Here is a 24,625-nt window from a genome sequence, read left to right on the forward strand (position 1 = left end):
CCGCAACGTACCAACATCTGGTTCTTCGGAGGGTGCCAATGCCCGGCCCGAATAGCGGAAAACCAATGTTTTGGCCTGAGGATCCTCCCGAACTCAAAGAGCAACTGCGCCAGCTCATGGACCTGAACTATCGCGTCAAGCGGATGACTAAGTATCACATCAAAATTGGCGAAGTGAACTACTTCACGACGGGAACGATAACGATAGATCCTGACACTCGCCATAAGGATAAGGGTTTCGAAGCCTTGATCGAGCTCCTGGAGCTGCGCTATTCGCGCAAAAACATCCTGATCCTCGATGTGGGCAAACGCTCCTAGTCTAGGCCTTCATGACTCTTGAAGCTGGCTTGACAAACGATTATTTTCGCGGAGGCCGCCTAAACGTTCGTTGTTGTTTCGTCAGGTCAACGTCTCCTGGACCTAACGCAATCCTCTCCTTAAGCAATCGCTATCGCTCTCTCTATCCTTGCTCTTTCTCGGGAGAATTTTGCTCAAGGATAGGGGGCCCGCGGCGCACGCTCGATCATGCGGCCTGCCGTTTCTACAATCTCGCGATCTCCCGCATCACCGCGCACAAGTAGCGCGCTAGCTAGCGAGGATCGCAATAGTCTGTTGCGGCATAGACGGCTGGCTGGTCTCAACGGTCGGCCGATCGCCCCGCCAACCCTTCCTTCGACGACAACATCGCATTCATCAACACGCGCTGCGGTATCCTCCCGGAGCTTGTAGGGTCCCAGCGGATTCAAAAAGCGCCAAGCGCCGTATGTGCCTACCTTGGCTCTATGCAACAAGCAGCCCTTCGCAAATCGTCAGTCGATTTCGCTCAATTGGACACCCCCTAAGCCATTCATCCAAAACGACATTTCGTTCAGCATTGGGCCGCCCCTTCCGAGAATGCAGTTTTGTCCTTCCGAAACCAGGAAGGGCTGGAGCGCCATCGGCCAGGCAATCACCCGCGAGCGGCAATTATCGCGGTCCACCTCCACATCGGGGGCGGACCCAGACGGGAGGATGCAATCTCCAACCCGTGCAAAGTAAGATCGAAATGTCACTTCGGATCAATGACTTAGATAGCATAGTGGCGACCAGCGTTAATCCGCATTGACATTTTCATTTCTGTAAGCATATATGCAAAAACCATTGCAAAGGAGGTTGATTATGTCGCCCGTTCTGTCGCCGTCACCATTCGCCCGATTTCGTTCCGAAGCCGACGTCACCCAAGCTGTCCTGGCCGAGAAGGCAGGCGTCGATCAAAGCCGTATCTCCCGTATTGAAAAAGGAGAAGCGCCATCCCAGGCCGAAGCTGACAAACTGCTCGACGCCCTGTCACAACTCGGCTCAAAGCGCGCCGCGGACTTTAAGGCCTACACCGCCAAGCAATGGCTCCACGTCGAGCCCCCCTCCTTTTGGAATCCTGAATTGGCGTGCCTAGAAACCGCCGAGGAAACGCTCAGTGGGATCGCAGAGTTTCTTGAGAGTGATGAGCGCCCTTGGCCGCTACGACGTCAGATTGAGCGACATCGTGAAGCATTGCAGCGCGCTTCGACGTTCCTGACGCGTCTCGACCACAATCTCGCGTTCATCGGTGATATGGGCGTCGGAAAATCCACCGCGATCAGTTTCATCTTCGACCTGCTCATCCCACCCGCCCTGGCCGACAAGCCGATCAATCGGCCTATTCTGGAAACAGGCGGCGGCGGCACGACCATTTGCGAAGTGCACATCAAGCGCGGCCCCGAGTTTGGCATTTCCATTGTACCAATGACCGAAACGGAGCTGCGTGAGCTGGTCGCCGACTTTTGCACCGCGAAGTGGCTAGGCTTGAACGGCGACAAGCGTGAAAACGGCGAAGTGCTCAACGTCAGCCGCGAAGCCGACCGTGCCATACGCAACATGGCAGGCCTCAACCGTCGTAGGCAAACGCTAGACGGCAAGGTGACCTGGCATGATCCCGTCACCGATTTGGCGCGGTCTTGCAGCACCGAAGAGGAATTCAGGACGCACGTCCTTGGTCTCATGAACATTGACGCGCGCACCTGCCGCGAAATCTGGTACGACAGTTCGACGCGCCAGAACCCGATGGAATGGGTCACTGAATCGTTTAAAGAGGTCAACAACGGCCGGCTAAAGGATGTTTCGCTGCCGCGAAACATCGATCTTATTATTCCGGATTTTGGACGCAGTTTTGGTGAGTTCACGATCTCCGTCATCGATACGAAAGGCGTCGACGACGTTGCGGTTCGCGAAGACCTAGATGCTAGGCTGAAGGATCCACGTACGACCATCGTCTTCAGTTCGCGCTTCAACGACGCGCCCGGCACAAGCACGCGCATTCTGTTGCAACATATGCGCGAGACGTTTTCCGAGAAGCTGGACAGCGGCAAGGTCTCGGTACTGGCACTCCCACGCGCGGGAGAGGCGCGCGCCATGAAAGACGACTCGGGCGAGCCGGCGCTAACCGATGCCGAAGGATACGAATTCAAGCGTATCCAGGTGGAGAGCGAGCTCAGCACCGATGGTCTGAGCAGCGTTCCGATGATCTTCTTTAATGTTGAATCGGATGCGCCAGAACAAATCCGTCAAGAGTTGTTCGAGCAGATTTCGCAGATGAGGAAAGCCGTCGAAGCGCGGTTGTTCGATTTGTGCGCAGCGGTGCAGGAGATCATCGAAAATCATGAAGCCGAAGCCCTAAACGCTGCGATCGAGGAGGTGGCGAACCGGCTCAGAACGTTTCTTGATGGCAATCGGCGCCTAGGTGCTCGCGAGAAGCTGGCTTATGCTGAGGCCCTGAGCACGGTACGAGGCGTCCGCTATGCTTCAACTCTCTGGGCGGCGACCCGCCGAAAAGGAGAGTATTCCGGGCTCAACATCGTTCACCTGATCGGCGTCGGCGCTGCTCGCGATGCCAAGCTGCGCAGCGACGCCTGGTCCATTGGCTTTGACGCCTTCATCAAGTCGCTTAAGGCAGACAACGATCTACAATTGGCAAGCCGGACCATAGATCAGATCGCTGTTTCGGCCCAGTCAGCAAGAGCGTCATTTCTTGAGACGGCTCAGCGCGCGGCCGTCGAAGTCTATCGAGAGCCGCTCACCCAAGCTCCCGTTTGGCCGGTTTGCGCAGGCGAATGGGGCCAAGGTTCTGGGTTTAAGCTTCGCGTCGCGAACCACCTTGAAAAGTGGTTCACCTCCCAGAGCAAGCTGAAGGATATACTTGAAGACGTTCTTGAAAGCCTGTGGGAGCGGTCCGTCATCGAACCCCTGCTCAAGGTATCACAGCACAACGGTACGGACGAGCCGCCGTCCGACACGAACGTCGTTTCGCTCCCGGAGCGAAGATCAGCCTGAGTGAGTTGCAATTCCGGAGCTACATCACGTAGCTCCGGCATTTATCATGCTCAATCGCGCGCCTCAGTCCTCCGGCGTGAGGAAGTAAATCGGCGAGAGTGGAAGTCGTTGACGCGACTTTTGATCGAGCTTCCCATAGGCCTCGATCCATAGCTCCACAAGGCGCTCAGCATTGATTAAGGTAATTTTCCGGCTCGTCTGCTTACGGGCCGCTTCCTCGGCGTCTCTCGTGAACCCACCAACAGACACGTAGAGACCGACATCACCGCTGTCGACAACGGCGAGAAACGAATTTAGGGTTTGTACGTCAATCCTCTGAGAGCCACCCTTGACCTGAACCTTGATTCTCGGCGCCTGCGTCCCCAGCGGATCGGTGTGAGCTATGATGTCTATACCGCCGTCCTTTCCTGGAGGGGACACCCACTCGATGTGATAACCGAGCGCCTTTAGGAGACCGGCAACCAAATCTTGCATGTCATAGGGGGGCATCGCGCGTAGGTGGACCTCAATCTCATTCCAAGCTTGTTCATCAGCCTTCTCATACGTGATGCTGGCTTCAGCCTTTGCGGTTTCCGCTGGCGTAAGTTCTTCTAAGCTCGCGATTTGCGGCGTGGTCGGTGCGCCTGCCTTCCACTCTCGATACAACCGGATTGCTTCGCGATAGAAAGCTTCTGGATCAGGAAACTCGTTAAACGACTTTTTTCCTGAATCCCCCTCGGTTGGCGCGCTACAGTCACCAATGTCGCCAACGGCAACTCTTCTGGCAATGGGCGCCCGCTCGTGTCAGCGGCCGATAATACCCAAATCAGCACCGGTAGCTATCGACCAAGCCAGCTGGCAATTGTAATACACGATTACCCCTGCGCACTAGGAAGAGGCTTCGCGCCAGGCGAAGCCCCGTCTTAGATCCAAGATGCGCGGCGGAAGCGGCACCAAGCTTAGCTTTAGCGTGTTCCATAGAAGAGACATCGATCAGCGACATCTGAATCTCGCGGAAACCTACGGTCCAAAATAGAACTTGCTTCGATAGTCCATTGTTGGCAGCTCTCGCGACAACTCCATATTCTGCAGATCCTCTAGCTCTTCCCCCGAATACAATTGGGCGAAGTTGGCCTGCGAGAGCATCGAGCGGAAGCAAGCGGCTTGCTGGGCTTTTGCTCCGATGCTGTGAGATACCCCAGCGAGAGACATCTGGGGCACCAGAGAACTAATCCGCGCATGCCAGGGCTTAAGTTCGTCGCGCAGCCGCCACTCCAGAATTCCTTTCACCGGATGACGCTGCATGATCATGGCGTTGGGGTCGAGCTGCTTCATGAGATATCGAAACCAACCCCAGTGTCGTGCCACCTTGTCCGATTTGGTCTTCGCATAGCTGGGTGCCAGACGAAACGCTCGTCGATGGACGTGGCGCTTGGTTAAACGAGCGAGGCACTTTCGTGACCAAGAATCGAACTGCTTCTGAAGCTCCCGAGGCACGTTGGTAAGCACGTGTGAGTGAAACCCGCGATTGACGTCATTCTCGTGGACCCAAACATAGTGCATCTCGGCGCCACGGCGGAAATTGCGTATACGGCGGACACGCACTCCCATTCCAACCGCCAACCACTTGCGAGCTTCATGAAGGTACAGTCCAAGCACCCTGGCGGCCTGAAGTTCATCGAGGCCAAAGTCCGCCCAAAGGATGATCAAGTGTGTGTTCATCACCGCACCGTGAGCCCACATCGAAAAAGCCATAGCGTTGTAGACCTTCATCGCGTCGCCCGCTGAGAGGATCGGAGATTTAGTCTTTGGGGGCACCGGGGGAGAAGCGCGAAATGGATTGGCCATCGCACCAGGTGGTTTATATCCAGGCGGAGGCGCAAAAGGTCCGACGAAATGCGGCCACATCTCGTGATGGTGCTCGTAAAGATGTCGGGCCATTGCAGCAGACAGCGAATCCGGACCTGAAGGGATTCGTTTTGTCACAGTGCTCGCGCCCCCCTGCTGAATTGGCAACGACGTTCCATACTCCTTTTCCAGCGATTGCTCGCTTTCGGCCTTCATTGCCGGTAGCCAAGGAGATGGCTTAGTTAATGCGTAATGATGACGAATGCGCTGCCAGCGGCGTTCGTACTCAAACTCGGCGCGCGTTCGCTGGCGCGGTGGCATCATCGCTCCCAATCGTTGAGACTGTTCGCTTCCGCTTCCTGCTGCCGATTGGATAAGAGCGGCCAACTCAGGATCGTCGGTGTCATACGAGCCGGCTAATCCCGCTTCGAAAATGACGCGAGCACGATCAGCAACGTCAAAGCTTTCGATGTACGTCACTAACTCATTCTTGGGCAAATTCATCTTAGTTCCCCAGTAGGTTTCGTTGGATCTGACGATGGATAACCTCCTGTGAGAGCGAGACTTTTGTATCGATGACCCCGCTCCAATTCCAAGAGCGGTAGTCCGCGCTCCAAAATCGAAAACGTGCATCTCAATGCGAGCGTCGTCACAGACGCGGACGGCGGTGGTCGAGCCGGAGCTCTAACCCGTCTTCTGGCCGCAGGGACGTGACTTCGTCTCGCTTTGGGAGCGCGTTCATCTGCTCTTACAGGTTGCAGGGAGCCCCAACGGCTTCAGGCTGAAGCCGTTATCAATGACGCACTGCTGACTAATATAGTGCTCAGGAGAGCAAAACCGCAGTTGGCGGCTTTTCGGCCGGCACCCGGCCTACATGTGTTACTATTGAGCCAGACTACCCCAACATATAGGTCACGTCCCACCGACGACCCGGCGGCCTCGGCCCGCCTTCCCAAGCCCGCTGTTTCAACCATTAATTGAGTTGCCGCTCAAACGGGTTCCGATCAGAGCAGCAATTTCTCCACGCTGTGCCCGAATTCCTGTTGCCCAACAGGCGCACAGGAATCGCAATGAAATCTCGCGTATCGACAGCCGAACGTCACCTCTACACTCCCATGGCCCGCGTTCCGCTCGTTCCGGAGAGCGTCCTCCATCGCCACAACGTTCACTTCACTATCGATACGCTTCCGCCGTGCCGCTCGATTGCTTCAGTTTCTCTGGCTCAGCGAGCAGGGCATCCCGACTGGCGTTCACGTGCAGGGAGCAGCAGATAGCGCGATTACGATGGAGCTGGGCTCCCGTCTCAGTCCAGAAGCGGCCGACGCCGGCAGGAATTTCTTGTCTCCCGCCATTCACGGGCTGGTCCGGCGTGAACTGGTGATGCGCGAAGAAGGCGCCATAATCGACGAGGATCGGCTGTTCGGAAACGCGCTGAGTTCGATGCCGCTGACGTTCAATTTGTTTGGGCCTATGGTCATTGACCCGCGGCTCGCGACAACCGTATTCCGAAGTCTCTTGCCCGACTTCGTTCACTCTGTTGAAGGTTTCGCTTTCGAACATTCCCCTGGCCGCCGTGAGGATCGATTCCTCGCCGACGGAACTGCTTTCGATCTGGCCATGCGTGTTGTCACGCCGGACGGCGAACAAGCGACCGTATTCATCGAGATCAAGTATTCGGAGGACATGTCTGGTCCCGCTGCCCGGATGCGATCTCGTTATAATGAAGCGTGCCGCCAGGTACGATTGTTCAAGGATCCGGAGAGCCAGATGCTGCGCTCCCTGGCACTTGAGCAATTGTGGCGCGAACACATGCTGGCACAACTCGCCGTGGACCAGGGCGTCACGCCACGCGCACTATTCATCGCTATCGGTCCTCGCCTCAATCGGCGTGTCGATGCCGCTTTTCGCGTCTATGAAAGCGAATTGATCGACGAAGAGGACAGCCATGGCACGCGCGTCAGTTTCAAGGCGCTCACGCTGGAAGCCGTCATCGAGGCCCTAGCGGACGCCGGAGCATCCGAAATCGCAACTGCGCTTTGGCGGCGTTATTGTGACTTCGAGCGCGTCTATCAATTTACGCTTCAAGAGTTTGCGGCGACCAATCTCACCTCTTCGAACAAGCCAGAAGGATCGGCCTGTCGGCAGGTCGATGCTCCCAAGGCGACCGGCAATGTCGCGAAGCTGACAGCCGCCACTATTACCAGCCGTCCCAGAGCCAACGGTTCATCGAAAACCCACCGCGGAGGTGCCTCCTGAAAGATAATCGCACCCTGCTCACCGTCACCGATCAGGTCCACTTGCTGGTGAACGCGCTGAATGAAGGCGACCATTTTCCAGTGGTGAAGCTATTCACGCCTGATGCGGGAGCCACGTGGCTCATCAGCGAGGTTGATCCAGATGATCCGGATCGGCTATTCGGCCTTTGCGATCTCGGTCTCGGCTATCCAGAACTCGGTTATGTCAGCCTGGCGGAGGTCACGGCAGTCAAGGGCCCGCTCGGCCTGCCGGTCGAGCGCGATCTCGATTTCGTGGCGGACAAGCCCTTGTCTGCCTATGCTGAGGAAGCACGGGCGAAAGGCCGGATCGTGGCCTAGGGGTTAGATCGGCCGGAAGCCGGCATGACTTTCGTCACAGCGCTGAAGCGTCCGGCGACGAGCCGGGAACAGCTCTGGGCCTGCGGCAGCGACAATCGTGTTCTTCAGGGGCCGATAGATGCGGTTAGCTGTTAACAATGCAAATCGAGCCAAATTGCACGAAAGTTTACTCGGACAACTCCGCTCGAATACGCTATGGGAGGACCTCTCGGGCAAAAGAGCTTCGGACCTTACGGCAGCTGCCGCGCACCACTCACGGACGGTTCGAAAAGCTAGGCGGCCCGATCCAGTGGGCGGGGCCATGCCGATCGCAACGATAAAACAACTGTGCGTTCCAAACGCAATCATCACCAGCGATAGCCTTGTCGAGCAGGTTGCTCAGATCGAGGACTTCGCGACCGGCAATATCGACGGCCGGGACTTTTTCAGACGGAACCATTTCACTGCCGGCCTTGAGCTGTTGGTCAAGCGGGGCTTTGATCGCCTGGCTGGCAAATCCGACGATGGAGCGTTCTATCTCACCCAGGCTATGGGTGGCGGCAAGACGCACAGTTTGATTGCGCTTGGTCTGTTGGCCTCCGATCCAGGGCTCCGCCGCGAGGTCGTTCCAAAGATTACCGTCGGCAACGATTTTGCGGCGGCAAAGGTCGTGATCTTCAACGGGCACCAGAACCCAAATACCCTGCTTTGGGGCTATATTGCCGAGCAACTCGGTCGCGGCGACGTCATGGCGCCATTCTGGCGAAACGGCGCAAGGACACCGGGCGTCGACGAATGGGTTTCGGTCCTTGGCGATCAGCCCGTGTTAATCCTGCTCGACGAGCTGCCGAGCTATCTCCAGATGGCCCAGGGCGAAGCCGTGGGCAATACCACGCTTGGTGATCTCACCATCGGGGCGCTGGAACGCTTGTTCAATGCGCTGCCGCGGTGCCCTCGCGCGTGCGTCGTCGTCACAAACTTGAAAGACGACGTGTACCTCGACGGTTCCGGACAGTTGCGTACGCTCATCGAAAGCCTCACAAAACACTACGATCGCAACGCGCAGGCGATTACGCCGGTTCAGCAGAACACGGGCGAGGTTTTCGCCATCGTTCGCAAGCGGCTGTTCGATGCCCTGCCCTCGGCTGACAAAATCGATGAGATCGCGCAGGCCTATGTCTCGGCGCTTCAGAAGGCAAAGCGGGTCGACACAATCCCGACTACGCCCGAGACATTCATCGAGCGCATACGTGAAACCTATCCGTTTCACCCGTCCATTCGGGATATCGTTGCCCGCTTCGCTGAGAACCGTGGCTACCAGAAGACACGAGCGCTCATCCGGTTGATGCGTCTCGCAGTGCGCGGCGCGTTGACCGGCAATGGCAATGCGTTCCTAGTTGGGCTGCAGCACCTCGACTTCAACGACCAGGCGACAATCGAGGAGATCCGGAAGATCAATCCAGGCTACTCCAACGCCATCTCACGGGATGTGGCCGACCGTGGCAACGCACTCGCTGAAAAGATCGACGCCGCCGATGGCAACCCAACGGCCTCAGCAGTCGCCAAGATGTTGCTGATGTCCTCCCTCTCGGCTGCGGAATCGCCGCTGCGGGGCCTCACCGACGGAGAGTTGATCGAGACACTTGTCGATCCGCTTCTCGACGTGTCCGAGATCAAAGGCAGTCTAAGTCGCCTTGAAGGCCAAGCGTGGTACCTCTTCAAAGGCGTCGACAATCGTGTCTTCTTCGGCCAAACCGCCAATGTGACTGCGGAGATCACCGAGATTGCCGGAAACATCGCGACCGAGCAGGTTGATCAGACCCTCCGCGACAAGCTGAAAGAGGTGTTCAAGCCGCGCACCGGCGCGCTCTATTCCGAGAACATCGCTATTCTGCCGGCGCTTGACGACATCAAACTCGATGATGAGCGTCCGTCGCTAATCATCTTAGAGCAACCAGCCGACAAGCTCCCCCAGGAGTTCGACGATTGGTGGAACAAGCAGGATCTGCAAAACCGGGTCCTGGTGCTGACGGCGGACCGCAATGCGGTCGCGACTCTCAGGACAAGCGCTCGTCGCCAGCGGGCAATCGCCAAGGTCGAAGAGCGGATCAAAGCTCAGCACGGCCAGGGATCTCCGCAGATGGCCGAGCTTGACGGCGTTCGGGCGCGAGAAGCCGCTGCGTTTACAAGCGCGCTGCGTGAAACGTTCAAAAGCATCGTCTTCCCGATGCGGGATCGGGCTAAAAAGAGCTATCTGCGCTCGATTGACGATTTCCGAATGGAGTTCGACCGCAATGATTATTCGGGCGAGCAGCAGATCGTCGACACTCTTTCGAAGCGCGGGAAGTTCATATCCAGCGATAAGTTTGACGCCGAGTTCGAAACTCTGCGTCTAGATGCGGAAGAAATCTTGTTCGACGCGGACGCTGTCCAGCAGGCTTCGCTCCGGCGCAACGCAGCCGTCCGCTCCGGCTGGTTCTGGCTACCGAAAGGCGGCCTAGAGCAATTGACACGAGCGGCCGTTCAGCGCGGCTTCTGGCGCGAGAAGGACGGTCTCATCGCAAAGAAATGGGAGCGCGTCACGCGAGTCACAGCCCGGCAGGATGATTTCGCGCAAGACCCAATAATAACGGGCCGCTTTCAGGTAAACGTCGCACCTGAAGATGCGGACATCGTTTATGTCTCGGAGAGCGGTCCGCCCGATCCGGCGCGGTCGCAGAAACTCGACGGCCGCGTGTACGAAACGGCAGCTCCGGCTGTGTGGTTTCTTGGCGTCGACTCTAAGGGCGTCGCCAAGACGGGCGAGCCTTGCGAGTGGCGCGCGCCGATCCGTGTCAAACCGGACGTGAAACGCACTTCCACTGGTTATCGCGTATCGCTCGTGGCGATTCCGCGGGCGGCGACCATCCGCGCGACCTTCGACGGATCCGATCCGAAGGGCGGCCCCGAAGTGCCCCACGGCGACATGGATGCGCCTGCGGGCGCAAAGCAGCTTCGCGTCGTGGCTGCGGTGAACGGTCAGTTCGGCCCAGAGGAGACGGCGCCCCTTGCGTCAGGTATGGACGATACCGGCGGCCCTCGCTTGCCGCAGCCGAAGGCTGCGTTAAAGCCAGATGCCGCTGCAACCATGACCTCGCGTTTCGAACCAAAGGACACGGCGGCTGCCTTCTCGGCGCTTGATCGGCTGGCCAAACTGCCTGACGCGAAGGTGTTCGGAGGCACTGTCGATCTCAATGGCGCACGCTCGGAAGGCGATTTCCTGACACTCCGCCTCGGGCGCGATGTCGCCCTGCCTGCGGCGGCGCTCGACCAAAAGGTCAAGGAGCTTGCCACCCTTCTCGCTTCATCCGCACCGACAGTGAAGCTTCGCCTGGACGGCATTGCCTTTTCGTCCGGACGCGATCTGATGACATTCTGCGATGCGTTCGACCTTGATTTCGATCGTGTTGAATGGAAGCAGGAGTGAAAATGACCACTGCACCTGCAAATTTCGACTGCGCCGACATCTATCAGGAGCACGGTTATCTCGTGCGCCTCACGAAGGGGCGCGATGCAAGAGTGCAGGTGTTCGAGGTATTCGGCCGCCCGCCGAGCGACCGGGAACCGCAATGGGCGCCGGAGACGGTTTTCCGCTGTGAAGCCGCGCGCGACGTCTGGGATGTGGTCTCGCCCGAGGCGCGCACTGAGTTCAATCGGCGCCTGAAGCTCGAAGGCAAGCCCGCCGGACGTTGGGGCGCCGATGAGACCGCTGTGCAGAGGCTGTTCGGCAAGGAACTGCTCGTGCTGCTCTGGGCAGTCGAGGCGCCAGACGTGAAGCCAGAGGAGATCGCCGTCGCCATCCGCAATTGGCATGGGCTGAAGCCCGAGGAGCGATGGTGGCTCTACACAATGACGGCTGCGGCGACTGGCCTCGCGCATCAAGCCGGGATGGGCTGGCGCGGCGCACTGCGACAGGCGCTCTGCTTCGGCACGCGCTCAGATACTTTCCACCTCGGCGCGGTCGCGGGCCGTGGCACGCTGGAGCCGCGCGTTAATACTGGCTTCGTACAGCCGAAGAAAAAGTCGAAACCGAAAAAGAACGATGGGCCGGGTTTCCTGTTCGTGTCCGTTCCAGCCGAGTAAGCTTTCATGAACATCACCTCCGCGATCGTTACGCCAGCGCCTGGACTTGCGCCGTTCGCTTTGAAGGATGCGCCGTCCTTCATTGAGCGCCAATTTCCCGTTGGGCGGCTCTCAGCAGAGGCATATAAGGAGCGCAAGGCCGGCGCGGGGCAAACCCTAACTGCGCTTGGTTCCTATTGGAAGGGACGCAAGCCTCTCATCCTCGTGCGGGCCGTGGTCCTCGGCTCCCTGCTGCCGGCAAGCGACGACGCGGCGGGCGATCTCGACATCTTCCTGAAACTGATGGCGATGGACGACGGTGCAATCGGGAGGCGTTTCGATGGCGGGCCGACGAAGTTCGCCACTCTCTTTCCAGCCTTTGCCGAACTGGTCACAGAGGAGCGGGGGCGTCGGCGCGTATGGCGCGACGATCTCAGCGAGGACGAAAGGCAGGCGCGCGTGTCGGAGGCCTTCGCCACGCTGCCCTATGCCGAGCGCCTGAAGCATGTCCGCCGGCCGGAGGAGTGCAACGAGTCGGACCTCCTCGGCTCCATTTGGTCCCCGATTAATCGCCGCCTCGGAACGACCGCACAAAACCTTTCCGAACTTGTCGAGCAGTTGGGTGTATCGCGCTTCGGACACCGACCGAAGCTGGCAGATACGTTCTGCGGCGGCGGGTCGATCCCCTTCGAAGCGGCGCGGATAGGCTGCGACGTTTACGCATCCGATCTCAATCCCATCGCCTGCATGCTCACCTGGGGCGCTTTTAACATAATCGGAGCATCGAAAGAGCGGCGTGCAGAAATCGAAGTCACCCAGCGTGAGATCGCTGCTGCAGTCGACGCTGAGATTACGAGGCTTGGCATTGAGCACGATGCCGAGGGCAACAGGGCAAAAGCCTATCTCTATTGTATGGAGACGCGCTGTCCACGCACTGACTGGATGGTGCCGATGGCACCATCCTGGGTCATATCCAAGACCCGCAGTGTCGTGGCGAAGCTCATACCGAACCACGCAGCAAAGCGCTACGAAATCGAAATTCGTTCCGGCGTTTCGGCGGCGGAAATGGCCGAAGCGGCGGAGGGGACGGTGCGAGATGGGCGCCTTGTCCATCCAATGAACCCGGAGCGGTCGGGCGTCGAGATCAAGACTATCCGAGGCGATTATCGGGACCCGGAAGGCGAAACGCGCAACCGCCTACGACTCTGGGAAAAGTCGGACTTCGTCCCGCGACCAGATGACATCTTCCAAGAGCGACTCTACTGCATCCAGTGGATCACCAAGGATAGCGTTGGCCGAGCTCGGCCAGAGACATTCTTCGCTGCTGTGACAGATGACGATCTCCTCCGCGAGCGCGAAGTTGAAACAATCGTGCGCCAAAATCTATCGCGTTGGCAGGACCAGGGCCTAGCGCCCGATACGATGATCACGCCCGGTGAAAAAACGGACGAACCGATCCGCACAAGGGGCTGGACGCATTGGGTCAACATATTCAATCCCAGGCACATTTTGATCTTGGCGCTGTTCCGACAACGTTCAAGCGAACCGGCGAGCCTGATTCCATTAAGCGCAGTCTTTAACTTCACATCCCGCTTAACGCGCTGGGCAGTCGGAAGCCCCGGGAAACCAGGCGTCGCCCCAAACGGCGACTTTCCCGCCATGGTGTTTAGTAATCAGGCGCTCAACACGTTCTACAACTACGCTGAAAGAGCATTTTCCGATCTCAAGTCTATTTTTGAGATTGATGGCTTCAGTTTTCCCATTTCGCGTGATCGTCAGATTCAGACTGGTCCGGCACAAGCCATTGGAGCAAATTCAGACATCTTCGTCACCGACCCCCCGTACGCCGACGCGGTCAATTATCACGAGATCACCGAATTCTTCATCGCTTGGCTACGCAAAAACCCGCCTCCGCCGTTCGATCAATGGACCTGGGACTCGCGGCGTGATCTAGCCATCAAGGGCAAAGACGAGCAGTTCCGCCGCGACATGGTTGCCGCTTATGCAGCCATGACCCGCCACATGCCGGACAACGGCCTCCAGGTGGTGATGTTTACCCATCAGGACGCAGGTGTCTGGGCCGACCTCGGCGCCATCCTTTGGGCGGCCGGCCTTTCCGTCACCGCCGCCTGGAACGTCGTCACCGAGACCGAGAGCGCGCTGAAAGAAGGCAACTACGTCCAGGGCACCGTCTGCCTAGTGCTGCGCAAGCGCTTGAACGAAGCCAACGCCCGGCGCATGGAGATCGAAGCCGAGATCGAGGAAGCTGTCGCCGAGCAGCTCGCCCGCCTCACTGCCCTCGACGATAGTTGGCATGAACGCGCCCACGCAGAGACACTTTATACCGATGGCGACTTAACACTTGCAGCCTATGCCGCTGCTCTCAAGGCCGTCACTGCCTACTCCACTATCGATCGTCAGCCGCTCGACCGCGACCTCTACCGCAAGCTCGCTAAGGGCGAGACAACGATGTTGCGCGAACTCATTGGCTATGCAGAGAGCGTCGCCAACAACCTGCTCGTGCCGGAGGGCTTCCCGCGCGAGATGTGGCGCGACCTGAGAACGCCCGAGCGCTTCTACGTCCGCATGCTCGACATGGAAGCGAAGGGCTCCGCCAAAGTTGCTGACTTCCAGAACTTCGCCAGGAGTTTCGCCTTCGGCGGCTATGCCGACCTAATGGCATCAACCACCGCCAACGCCGCTGCGCTTGCCGGCGCCGGGGACCTCAAGGGCCGGATGCTGGCCGACCACGGAGCCTCCGGCGAAGGTTTCGCGGCCTCCCAGCTTCGGCAAGTCCTGTTCGCCATCTGGAAGACGATGGAAGGCGGCACGCTGGACCCTAAGCGCGGCGTCACGATCCTCAAGACCGAATATGCTGCCGATTACTGGCAGCGTCGCCAGAAGCTGATCGCGCTTTCCAGCTACGTCGCTCTAAAAACGAATCGCAGCCGACCCCAGGAAAGCGTTGCCGCCCACGAGCTTGCGGAAGCGCTGAAGCTCGATAGGATGTAAGGGATGGCAATCGAGCGCCATTCCTCACGACGCGAAGCGCTCGGGCCGGTTCTGACCGCGCGCCTTTCGGGTGCGTCGCGGTACCTACGCATCGCCGGTTACTTCCGATCCTCGCTGCTTGAAGTCGTCGGTGAGGCTCTTGAGAGAGTTGGCGAGATCAGGGTTGTATGCAACGGCGATCTCGACCCCTTCGATGTAAAGGTCGCTAAGGCTGCCCGCGACGGTCAGGAAGCATTGGCGCGCTCACTCGTCTCATCCTGGCAATCGACTGAGGATGGGCTCGATCTCCTCCTTGCGCGCGAACGCTACCGGCGGCTGCACGACCTTCTCTCCTCGGGACGGATGAAGGTGCGGGTCGTGCCGCGCGATGCGAACAACGTTTTCGTTCACGGCAAGGCGGGCGTGATCGAACATGCCGATGGGCGGGTCTATTCCTTCGTCGGTAGCGTCAATGACAGCGCCTCGGGCTTCCGGCACGCCTACGAAATCCTTTGGGGCGATGAGGATGCCGCCGCCGCCCAATGGGTCCGGGACGAATTCGAGCATTTTTGGCGTCAGGGCGTAGATCTGCCCGATGCCGTAGTTAGGCACGTTGCGGCGATGGCGAGCCGGATCGAATATCGTTCGATCGAGGCCGCCCGCGTTGTGGACGGCAGCGTGCCAATCGAAGCGGTGCTGGCCGAACGGCCGATTTACAAGGGCGGACAGATATTGCGTCCTTGGCAGAAGCGTTTCGTCCAGACCTGCGTCGAGGATTGGCGTCTGCATGGGAAGGCACGGTACCTGATCGCCGACGACGTGGGTCTCGGCAAGACCTTGTCCATGGCGGCGGCAGCCCTGGTGCTCTCACTGCTCGATGACAAGCCTGTGCTTATCCTCGCACCGGCCACCCTGATCTGGCAGTGGCAGGAAGAGCTCGAGGATAAGCTCGGTGTACCGGCGGCGGTCTGGTCGACGACGAAGAAATGCTGGCTTGACAGCGAGCGTCGACCGCTGACCCAAAAGGGCGACCCGAGTTTCGCGGCGAAATGCCCTTGGCGCGTCGGCATCATTTCGACCGGCCTCATCGTCAACGGCGATGACGAAGCCGAGCGCGGCGCTCTGGCGCGGAAGCGGTTCGGCGTCGTCATTCTCGACGAAGCGCACAAGGCGCGAGCCTCGCGAGGCCAGAACGGCCGCGACGCGCCGAAGCCGAACAACCTGCTCACGTTCCTACGGACGATCGCGCGCGAAGCTACGAACGTGATCCTTGGTACTGCGACCCCGATCCAGCTCAATGCCGTCGAACTCTGGGATTTGCTGATGGGTTTGGGGCAAGGGGCACCGCAGGTGCTCGGCACCCCATTCGATGGCGGAGAATGGGTTCGCGAAGAGTCAATCCGCTTCCTCACCGGCAATCGAGCGTGGCCGACGAACGATACAAACAGATGGGGCCTTTTCCGCAATCCTTTGCCTCCCGGAGCCGAACATACGGTCTTTCGTGACATTCGCAGCGACTCAGGCCTGGCGTCGCGCGAGGTGCTCGGCCCTCGCTATGACGAGCTGAGCGCCGATATTCGTACGGAGTTCTTGAACGACTTCCGCACCCTAGCCGAGCGGCACAATCCGATCGTCCGCCGCGTCGTACGCCGTACGAGACCTATGCTGGAGGCCGAGGGGCTATTGAAGCGCGTAGGGGTGATAGTGCACCCGCGAGGGGACGATGGATTGCCGGCCGCGCTGTTCGATGGTGATGGGCTCCAGATGAGCTTCGCCTTCCAAGCCGCCTACGAGGCAGCGGAGGCCTTCAGCCAACTTTACGCGCAACGATGCCCCGGCGCGGGCTTTTTGAAGACAATTCTGCTACGGCGAATCGGCTCCTCTGCCTTAGCAGGGTTGGAGACCGCCAAGCTCCTGCTTGGTCGCATCGATGAACCGCTCCTGTCAGAAGACGAAATTGGCGACGAGGGTGAACCCCGCGAGACCGCGCCTCCCGATCCGCAAGAGGTTCAATACTTGCGCGAGGTCGAGCGCAATCTCTCTGCTGTGATAGACGGTTCGGATGTAGATCCAAAAGTACAGGTAATCTTACATTTCCTACGAGAGCGGCGGTGGCTTGAGGACAATGGCGCGATCATCTTTAGCCAGTATCGGACAACTGCCGAATGGGTGCTGGACGCGCTCTGCGACGCCTTTCCCGACGAGCCGGTCGCTCTCTATGCTGGCGGTGCGGCATCGTTCGTCGCGCGTGGTGGAGAGCGCAGGACGGCGACGCGCGAGCAGATCAAGCGGCGTATTCAAGATGGAGAGATCAGGCTGGTCTGCGCCACCGACGCCGCTTGCGAGGGTCTGAACCTTCAGCGTCTCGGCGCTCAAGTGAATGTCGATATGCCCTGGAACCCCTCGCGGTTGGAACAGCGCAAGGGGCGGGTGCAGCGGATCGGTCAGGTCCGCGATAACGTGCACGTTCTGAACCTACGCTATGCCGGCACCGTCGAGGATGACGTCTACACCGCGCTTTCGAATCGATTCGGAGATATCTTCTCGGTTCTCGGCCAACTCCCGGACGCCTTTGAGGACGAATGGATCGCAGCGATCCTCCAGGATCGATCTGCCGTTGTGAATTTTTCGCAACGATTTGAGATGACAAAGCCGCCGATGGAGCTTCGCTACAACCAGGACATGGACGATCACGGACTCGACTGGGAATACACAGAACAGGTCCTATCGTCCCGCGATCTCGACGCCTGGATGCGTCAGGGTTGGTGAACCTAAGTCACCCGGCCCGCTCTGAATGAGGCGTTGGGGTGCGGAAAGCGCTGAGTTCTAAACAACTGGACGATTAGATGACCGTTCGAATTGATCGCTACCCTGAAGCACTTATTCGTGCGATCGACCGTTGGCAAGCTGGGTCGAAAGACAAGGCGCGTAAAGCACGGCGACTTCAGGAGTTGAGCCGTCATTTACCCCCAGAGTACCGCGCGCGACCCTCAGTCGTTTTCCGGCAGGTGCGCCTTAATGCGCTTCTCGGAATTGGCTTGGCCGTGGGAGCTATCCGGGAAGAGGTGTCCTCCTGGACGATATCGCAACAAGTCGCAAAAAAATTTCGTGAAGAAGATCAGGATCGGAAGAAAGTCATGATGATCTTCGCCCGAAAGCCGGCCGCCGATGACATCGTACTTAATTTGAATACGGTCTATGACGATCGCGACTTCATGGAAACTGTGAGAGCCACGGCTGAACGGCTTGGTAAGGAGTTCCGCGGCATCAATCGATGGCAAGGCGCGCAAGAGGAAGTTGTGCTCAAAGAGACGACGATTGATCATGATGAGATCGTCTCGCTGGGCGCTTTCCGTCAATTGAGCGATGTCGTGCCCCTAATAGGACCGTCCGGCCCAGGCGCCCCTTCTGATGACCAGATCTTCAAACAGCTCGTTGGAAAAGGCACTGACGAACACTTCTGGACATCGTATGAAAGCGCCGCCACCGGGGTCCGCAAAGCCGCGGAAACCGCCCAAGCGTTTCTAATCCACAAACGCCTTTGGCCGACCGAGCTCCGAGGTTGACTTATTACTCAACCACCGCGACCGACGTCTTTCCGTGAGGTTCGACTTTGGCTTAAGTAGAGCGGCGCTCAATGCAGGAAGGGCTGGGCTGCTAACACTATCGGAGTTGAGCGACTCGTCGTGCTCAGCATCAGACACTCCGACCGGCCCGCAGAGGCTTCCGCGAGCCCAGTAGAATTGAAACAAAGTCTCCTCCCCTAATCCTTTGAGAGTATTGATAGCCTGCACCGATTTGGTCGGGCTGCTTCCAAAAAGGAAGTCAAATGCTTCCAAAAGGTCCGCCGACAACCCGCCAAGATCGCGGAACGCACTCCCCAGGGCCTTGGCCTGATTGTTCAGTATGGGTGGGAGTATGGGCAGAATTCGGCCCAAGCCCGAGAGCAAGCCGATTTCCGGACACTTTGACCAAATATGGCGGAGAGAGTGGGATTCGAACCCACGGTACGGTTTCCCGCACACACGCTTTCCAAGCGTGCGCCTTAAGCCACTCGGCCATCTCTCCGGAGCGCCTTCTCTTGAAGGGGCGCCGATGATTTTGCAAGGGATCGCGGGGAAATCGCGGAAATTTTCCGCAACCCATTGTATTTACGAGATAATATCTGGCGGCGCCCACGCCCCGAACGGCCTGGCGGCTGAACCCGTGGCAGGTTTGGCGCGACGATTCACGCGAGGACGCCAACCATGACCGGGGACGCCATGACCATCCGCAACACCATCGCCATGCTGAGCCTGATATCGGTCCTTGTCCCCGCCTTCGCCGTGCCGGCTCTGGCCCAGGTCTGTACCCGGCAGGGCGTCGATGTGAGCTGCGACGACGGGCGGCGCGGGGTGCTGTCCGGGGATGCGATCATCTGGCCAGACGGGACGCGCTCGAGCTCGACGCCGCACCCAAGCGTGACCATCGGCAACAAGAGTTCGGTGCATGTCGGGCCCGGCGTGTTCGTCGGCCAGGGCAAGGGCATGGTGCCGATGGATGATCCCAACGCGCCGAACAAGCGGCAATGCGCGATCCTGGACGGCGTGTCGTATTGCTATTGAATGTTTCCTCTTAACCTCTCCCCGTAAGAATGGGGCGAGGAGAAGATCTAAATCAACCGCACGCCCGAGATTGCCGATTTCAGCCAGCGCAGCGCTTGCGGCGGCTGTGCTGCGAGCGGCGCTTCCGCAGCCTTCTCGGTTCGGCACTTCTCCAGCTCCGCGACGAAGTCGGCCGACCATTGCTGGATGGTGTGGCCGCGCAGCTTCTTCATCATCGCATCCCAGCGCATCTTGCGCTCGGTGAGCGGCATGGCGGCCGCGACCGCGATCGCGCGCGCCATGCCGTCGATGTCGTGCGGATTGACGAGCAAGGCAGTCTCGAGCTCGTTGGCAGCGCCCGCGAATTTCGACAGCACCAGCACGCCGGGGTCGGCCGGGTTTTGCGCAGCGACATATTCCTTGGCGACGAGGTTCATGCCGTCATGCAGCGGCGTCACAACGCCGACCTGCGCGGTGCGATAGAGGCCCGCCAGCACGGCCTGGCTGAAACCCTTGTTCAAATAGCGGATCGGCGTCCAGTCGACCTCGCCGTGGCGGCCGTTGACGTCGGTGACGAGACGCGCGACCTCACTCTGAAGATTGCCATAGGCCTCGATCGCGCCGCGCGAAGGATTGGCGATTTGAAGCAGGGAGATGCTGCGCGCAAATTGCGGCTGCTCGGTCCACAGCCGGTCGAATGCGCTGATGCGGTTGACGAGGCCCTTGGAATAATCGAGGCGGTCGACGCCGATCGCGAGGCGCTCGCCGTTGAGGCTGCGCCGCAACCGCGACACATCGGGATGCGACGCCGATTTCGCGGCATAGGCGGCGAACTTGTCCGCATCAATGCCGATCGGAAACACCTCGCAGCGCGTGCGGCCATGCTGCGAGATCGCAACGCCGTCCTCGACGGTGAGGCCGAGCTCGCCGCTGACATAGCCGAGGAAGTTCTCGCAATCGTCGTTGGTCTGGAAGCCGAGCAGATCGTAGGCCAGCATCGCCGTGATCAGCTCGCGATGATTGGGCACGCCTTGCATCACGGCAGTGACCGGCCAGGGCGTATGCAGGAAGAAGCCGATCGGATCGTCGACACCGAGATCGCGCAGCTCGGCACCGAGCGCGAGGAAGTGATAATCCTGCACCCAGAACGCGGTCTTTGTCTTCCGGAATCGCATCAAGGCGCGCGCCATGAAGGCGTTGACCTCGCGATAGCTGACATAATCTTCGCGCGAGACGCGGATCAGATCGCTGCGCGAATGCAATGCCGGCCACAGTGCCGAATTGGCGAAGCCTTCGTAATAGCCGCCATAATGCGCTGCCGGCAGATCCAGCGTCGCAATCGCGCCCGTTCCCAGTGCTTCGATCTCGGCAAACGGTTCTTTCTGATGGCCGTCACGCACCCGGCCCGACGATCCCACCCAGATCGCGCCCGAGTGTTCCACCACCGGCAACAAGGCCGCTGCGAGGCCGCCCGTCATGGGCTCGTTAGGTTTGCCGCGCGCGACGCGATTCGAAACGACGACTAAGTTCACAGGTCGTCCCCTCCTGTTTCATTCCACCCCGTTTAACTGCCGTTCATCAATATGGTTCCTGTCATCGTTTCAACCAATTGAAACCAAAATCGGGCGCGCGCGTTGCAACTGGTTTTGCTCGTGGGAACCGGCATTTTCACTGCAAAGACAACTCTTCGGGCGATGTTGCGCAGCACGCGTTGCGGCGCGCGAGGGCGCCGTCTCCGGAGCTTCATGTCTGCGGCGTGGCGCGGCCTTGCTTTTACCTTGGATCGAGCAGCCGGGCCAGGAACGCACGCACGTCGCTCGGCGCATCGAAATGACCGTTCACGCCCAAGGCCCGGCGGCCGACGGAGAAGGCAAGCCCGTTCATATCAGGCATGATCGCGAAGACGGTTTCATCGGTGACGTCGTCGCCGATGAAGATCGGGCGCCGTCCTTTGAAAGGCTCCCGCTTCATCAATTCGCGCACGCCGGTCGCCTTGGTGAATCCGGAATGCTTGATCTCGCAGACGAACTTGCCGGGCAGCACCTCGATCGGCGCATTGGGCAGGTCGGCGCGGATCACCGAGACGGATTCGTAGATCGCCTTCTCCGCATGCGGCGCGAGGCGGTAATGCAGCGCGAGCGAATAGCCCTTGTCCTCGAGCAATATGCCGGGCGAAAGCTTGGCGATGGCCGCCAGCCGCCGCTTCAGCTCCTTGTCCAGCGGCGGCGCGTGCACGGCGTCGGCCTCATTGTCGACCGACAGCCGCATCTCGGCGCCGTGGCCGGCGACGGCGCGAAACACGTCGGGCGCGAAGATCAGATCGATGTCGTTGAGCGAGCGGCCGCTGACCAGCGCCAGCGCGCCGGAGGTGCGCTCGGTCAATTTGTTCAGCGTGTCCGACAAGCCCGGCGGCACCCACACCTCGCGCGGGGTCGGCATCAGATCGAGCAGGGTCCCGTCGATGTCGAGCAGGATTGCGGTCTCGTCGAGATGCGGCACGAGCGCATGCGGCACCGGCACAGCATCGGGGGTATCGTCGTCGGGCATGGTGCGCTTCTGGTCCAACGCCATGTCTGCAAGTTCCAACTTCATCAGTCTACTCCATAGAAGCGAGCGGCCGAGCGATTTGTTCGAGCGATTTTCGCTCGGCGGCGAAGGCGTACCGCCATCCCACGATCGCCGCTGCGATCATCAGTGCCGCCCCCAGCAGATAGCCGGCGAACACACTGGTGCGTGATCCCGTGTCGATCAGCGCGCCGAACAGCGCCGGCCCGATCACGCCGCCGATGCCGGTGCCGACCGCATAGAACACTGCGATCGCCAGCGCGCGAACCTCGAGCGGAAAGGTCTCGCTGACGGTGAGATAGGCCGCGCTCGCGGCCGGGGAGGCAAAGAAGAAGATCACCATCCAGGCGATGGTCTGCCCCTGCGCGGTGAGCACGCCGATGGAGAACAGATAGCCCGAGACCGCCAGCAGCAGGCCCGACATGCCATAGGTGAACATGATCATGGTGCGGCGTCCCAGCGTATCGAACAGCCGGCCGAGCAGCAGCGGTCCGAGAAAATTGCCGGCCGCAAAAGGCAGCAGGTACCAGCCGACATTTCCGGCGCTGATGCCGTAGAAATCGGTCAGCACCAGCGCGAAGGTGAAGAAGATGGCATTGTAGAAGAACGCCTGCGCGCTCATCAGCACGAGGCCGACCAGCGCACGCTGCCGATACATCGAGAACAGCGTGTGCACGACCTCGCGGATCGGCGTGTGATCGCGCATCTTCAGGCGGATCTTGGTGAAGCGCGCCGCGCTCGTGTCCTGCCGATGTCCGATCACGGAGCGTTCGATCTCGTCGACGATCGCATGGGCCTGATCGGGACGGCCATGGATCATCAGCCAGCGCGGACTTTCCGGAATCCACATTCGCATCAGGAGCACGACGAGACCGATGCTGGCGCCGATGAGATAAGCAAGACGCCAGCCGAGATCGGGCGCGATCACGGCGGGATCGAGCAGCACGATGGCCGCGACCGCACCCATCGCGGCGCCGATCCAGAAACTGCCGTTGATGACGAGATCGGTCCAGCCGCGATAGCGCGCCGGCACCAGCTCCTGGATGGTCGAGTTGATCGCGGTGTATTCGCCGCCGATGCCGGCACCCGTGAGGAAACGAAACAGCGCGTAACTCGTGACATTCCATGACAGCGCGGTCGCTGCCGTCGCCGAGAGATAGAGCGCGAGCGTGATGAAGAACAGCTTCTTGCGGCCAATGCGGTCGGTGAGCCAACCGAAGCCGAGCGCGCCCAGCACGGCACCGGCGAGATAGGCGGAATTGGCAATGCCGAGATCGAGATTTGAGAAATGCAGCGACGTGCTCTGCTTCAGAGCACCGGAGAGCGCGCCGGCCAGCGTCACCTCGAGCCCGTCCAGGATCCAGGTGATGCCCAATGCGAGCACGACGCGGGTGTGAAAGCCGCTCCAGGGCAGCGCGTCGAGGCGCGAAGGAATGCTGGTCTCGACGATGCGATCGGTCGCCGCGGCCGAGATCGCAGGTCCATCATTCAGGGCTGGGCGTTGCTGCAATTCCATCGCGTTGGGTCTGACCAATGGAAGCGGCCCCGGTTCACATGACGTGGACGGGGTCGATCCGATCATGAGGGGTGCGGCATTCCGCCTGCCACCTGCGACAACGTTCGCCACGTGGCCCGGTTCCCGGAGGAACACCCTCCAACAACATCCGTTTCCGACGGAGCTACAAGGAGTTGACGCATGGCTCAGGTCAGAAAGACGACACATTCGCGAAAGACAGGCGCGCGCAAGAAGACCAGCGCAAGGCGCCCCAGGACGGTGCGCAAGAGCCCCAAGCGCGGCGCGCCGAAACGCTGGTCGCAGCGCGTGACGAAGCAGAGCGACGCGCTCGACCTCAAGCAAGGCGTGTTCAAGCTGACCAGCGCGAAGGAGATCGCGGCCTCGTTGAAGCGCTCGGCCGAGCACAGTTCACGCCGCAAGGCGGGAGCGTATCGCTCGGCGCTGTCGATGCTGACCTTCTACATCAACCGCGCCGGCAAGACGCTGCCGAAGACGCAGCGATCGCGTCTGGAAAAGGCGAAGGTCGAGCTGAAGCGGGCGTTCGGGCGGGAGCGAGATCAGTAGGGTGGGTTAGGCAAAGCCGTAACCCACCCCTTAACTCTCGACGCTCGATTCGAGGTGGTGGATTACGCTTCGCCAATCCACCCTACGCGTTCCTTTCGCAGCCTTTACGCCGCCCGGATATTCCCCATGAAGCGGTCGAGCTCGGCGCGCAGGCGGGTGCTTTCGGATGACAGCGTCTTGGCCGAGTGCAGCACCTCTTCCGAGGCCGAGCCGGTCTCGGCGGCGCCGCGGTTGACCTGGCCGATGTCGGTGGCCGCGGTCTGGGTGCCCTGTGCCACGGTCTGGACGCTGCGGGCGATCTCCTGCGTCGCCGCGCCCTGCTGCTCCACCGCGCTCGCGATCGAGGTCGAGATCGACGAGATCTGGCCGATGGTCGCCCCGATCTCCTTGATCGCGGCAACCGATTCGGCCGTCGCACCCTGCATGCCGGTGATGTGCGAGGAGATCTCGTCGGTCGCCTTCGCGGTCTGGCTCGCCAGCGACTTCACTTCGCTCGCAACCACCGCAAAGCCGCGGCCGGCCTCACCGGCGCGCGCCGCCTCGATGGTGGCATTGAGCGCC

17 protein-coding genes and 1 tRNA gene are annotated in these 24,625 nt (G+C 59.9%); 11 read left to right on the top strand and 7 right to left on the bottom strand.

Annotation, left to right across the window (positions count from 1 at the left end; all coding sequences use genetic code 11):
- Positions 1-38 precede the first annotated feature (38 nt).
- Both SE92_RS21690 and SE92_RS21695 read left to right on the top strand, forming a co-directional pair.
- Positions 39-317, top strand: coding sequence for a hypothetical protein (locus tag SE92_RS21690; RefSeq protein WP_157095605.1), 279 nt, complete (start codon positions 39-41; stop codon positions 315-317).
- Positions 318-1,157: 840 nt separating this feature from the next.
- Complete coding sequence (locus SE92_RS21695) at positions 1,158-3,344, top strand: helix-turn-helix domain-containing protein (protein WP_063203688.1); 2,187 nt, start codon at positions 1,158-1,160, stop codon at positions 3,342-3,344.
- A 63-nt stretch (positions 3,345-3,407) separates the two neighbouring features.
- Here SE92_RS21695 and SE92_RS21700 read toward each other — a convergent pair whose 3' ends face one another.
- Positions 3,408-3,989 carry a restriction endonuclease gene (locus SE92_RS21700; RefSeq protein ID WP_063198225.1) on the bottom strand — a complete coding sequence of 194 codons (582 nt, stop codon included), beginning with the start codon at positions 3,987-3,989 and terminating at the stop codon, positions 3,408-3,410.
- Positions 3,990-4,343: 354 nt separating this feature from the next.
- A complete protein-coding gene (locus SE92_RS36025) occupies positions 4,344-5,675 on the bottom strand; it encodes a hypothetical protein (RefSeq protein ID WP_157095607.1) in 1,332 nt (443 codons plus the stop codon).
- Positions 5,676-6,350: 675 nt separating this feature from the next.
- Here SE92_RS36025 and SE92_RS21710 point away from each other — a divergent pair.
- The 7 genes from SE92_RS21710 to SE92_RS36030 all read left to right on the top strand — a co-directional run bounded on the left by SE92_RS21710 (position 6,351) and on the right by SE92_RS36030 (position 18,402).
- Positions 6,351-7,427: a PGN_0703 family putative restriction endonuclease gene (locus tag SE92_RS21710; protein ID WP_349510049.1), complete on the top strand. Its 1,077-nt coding sequence runs from the start codon at positions 6,351-6,353 to the stop codon at positions 7,425-7,427.
- A 47-nt stretch (positions 7,428-7,474) separates the two neighbouring features.
- A complete protein-coding gene (locus tag SE92_RS21715; RefSeq protein WP_502686797.1) occupies positions 7,475-7,765 on the top strand; it encodes a DUF2958 domain-containing protein in 291 nt (96 codons plus the stop codon).
- Positions 7,766-8,066: 301 nt separating this feature from the next.
- The gene (locus SE92_RS21720; protein WP_063198232.1) at positions 8,067-11,210 is read left to right on the top strand and encodes a DUF499 family protein; all 3,144 of its coding nucleotides are present in this window, start codon (positions 8,067-8,069) and stop codon (positions 11,208-11,210) included.
- Positions 11,211-11,212: 2 nt separating this feature from the next.
- Positions 11,213-11,866, top strand: coding sequence for a DUF3780 domain-containing protein (locus tag SE92_RS21725; protein ID WP_063198234.1), 654 nt, complete (start codon positions 11,213-11,215; stop codon positions 11,864-11,866).
- 6 nt (positions 11,867-11,872) lie between these two features.
- Entirely contained in the window at positions 11,873-14,857 is a 2,985-nt protein-coding gene (locus tag SE92_RS21730) for an anti-phage-associated DUF1156 domain-containing protein (RefSeq protein WP_063198235.1), read from the top strand.
- Positions 14,858-14,860: 3 nt separating this feature from the next.
- Positions 14,861-17,605, top strand: a complete 2,745-nt coding sequence (locus SE92_RS21735; RefSeq protein WP_063198237.1) for a helicase-related protein — start codon at positions 14,861-14,863, stop codon at positions 17,603-17,605.
- Between the two features lie 77 nt (positions 17,606-17,682).
- Positions 17,683-18,402, top strand: a complete 720-nt coding sequence (locus SE92_RS36030; RefSeq protein WP_157095609.1) for a hypothetical protein — start codon at positions 17,683-17,685, stop codon at positions 18,400-18,402.
- A gap of 412 nt (positions 18,403-18,814) precedes the next feature.
- Here SE92_RS36030 and SE92_RS21745 read toward each other — a convergent pair.
- Positions 18,815-18,904: transfer RNA gene (locus SE92_RS21745), tRNA-Ser, on the bottom strand.
- Between the two features lie 194 nt (positions 18,905-19,098).
- Here SE92_RS21745 and SE92_RS21750 point away from each other — a divergent pair.
- On the top strand, positions 19,099-19,440 hold the full coding sequence (locus SE92_RS21750; protein ID WP_063203689.1) for a hypothetical protein: 342 nt from the start codon (positions 19,099-19,101) through the stop codon (positions 19,438-19,440).
- Positions 19,441-19,487: 47 nt separating this feature from the next.
- Here the strand turns inward: SE92_RS21750 and SE92_RS21755 are convergent, their stop codons facing one another.
- From SE92_RS21755 to SE92_RS21765, 3 genes are all read right to left on the bottom strand, one after another.
- Positions 19,488-20,951 carry a trehalose-6-phosphate synthase gene (locus SE92_RS21755; protein ID WP_063198241.1) on the bottom strand — a complete coding sequence of 488 codons (1,464 nt, stop codon included), beginning with the start codon at positions 20,949-20,951 and terminating at the stop codon, positions 19,488-19,490.
- Between the two features lie 241 nt (positions 20,952-21,192).
- A complete protein-coding gene (gene otsB, locus SE92_RS21760; RefSeq protein ID WP_063198243.1) occupies positions 21,193-22,011 on the bottom strand; it encodes a trehalose-phosphatase in 819 nt (272 codons plus the stop codon).
- Between the two features lie 4 nt (positions 22,012-22,015).
- Positions 22,016-23,500 carry an MFS transporter gene (locus SE92_RS21765; RefSeq protein ID WP_063198244.1) on the bottom strand — a complete coding sequence of 495 codons (1,485 nt, stop codon included), beginning with the start codon at positions 23,498-23,500 and terminating at the stop codon, positions 22,016-22,018.
- 180 nt (positions 23,501-23,680) lie between these two features.
- On the opposite strand from SE92_RS21765, the gene SE92_RS21770 reads away from it, so the two are divergent.
- The gene (locus SE92_RS21770; protein ID WP_084251872.1) at positions 23,681-24,064 is read left to right on the top strand and encodes a DUF3175 domain-containing protein; all 384 of its coding nucleotides are present in this window, start codon (positions 23,681-23,683) and stop codon (positions 24,062-24,064) included.
- A 104-nt stretch (positions 24,065-24,168) separates the two neighbouring features.
- Here the strand turns inward: SE92_RS21770 and SE92_RS21775 are convergent.
- The coding region (locus tag SE92_RS21775) for a methyl-accepting chemotaxis protein (RefSeq protein ID WP_245324661.1) at positions 24,169-24,625 on the bottom strand (457 nt) is incomplete at its 5' end.

This window comes from Bradyrhizobium sp. AT1 (assembly GCF_001590795.1).
Classification (GTDB): domain Bacteria; phylum Pseudomonadota; class Alphaproteobacteria; order Rhizobiales; family Xanthobacteraceae; genus Bradyrhizobium.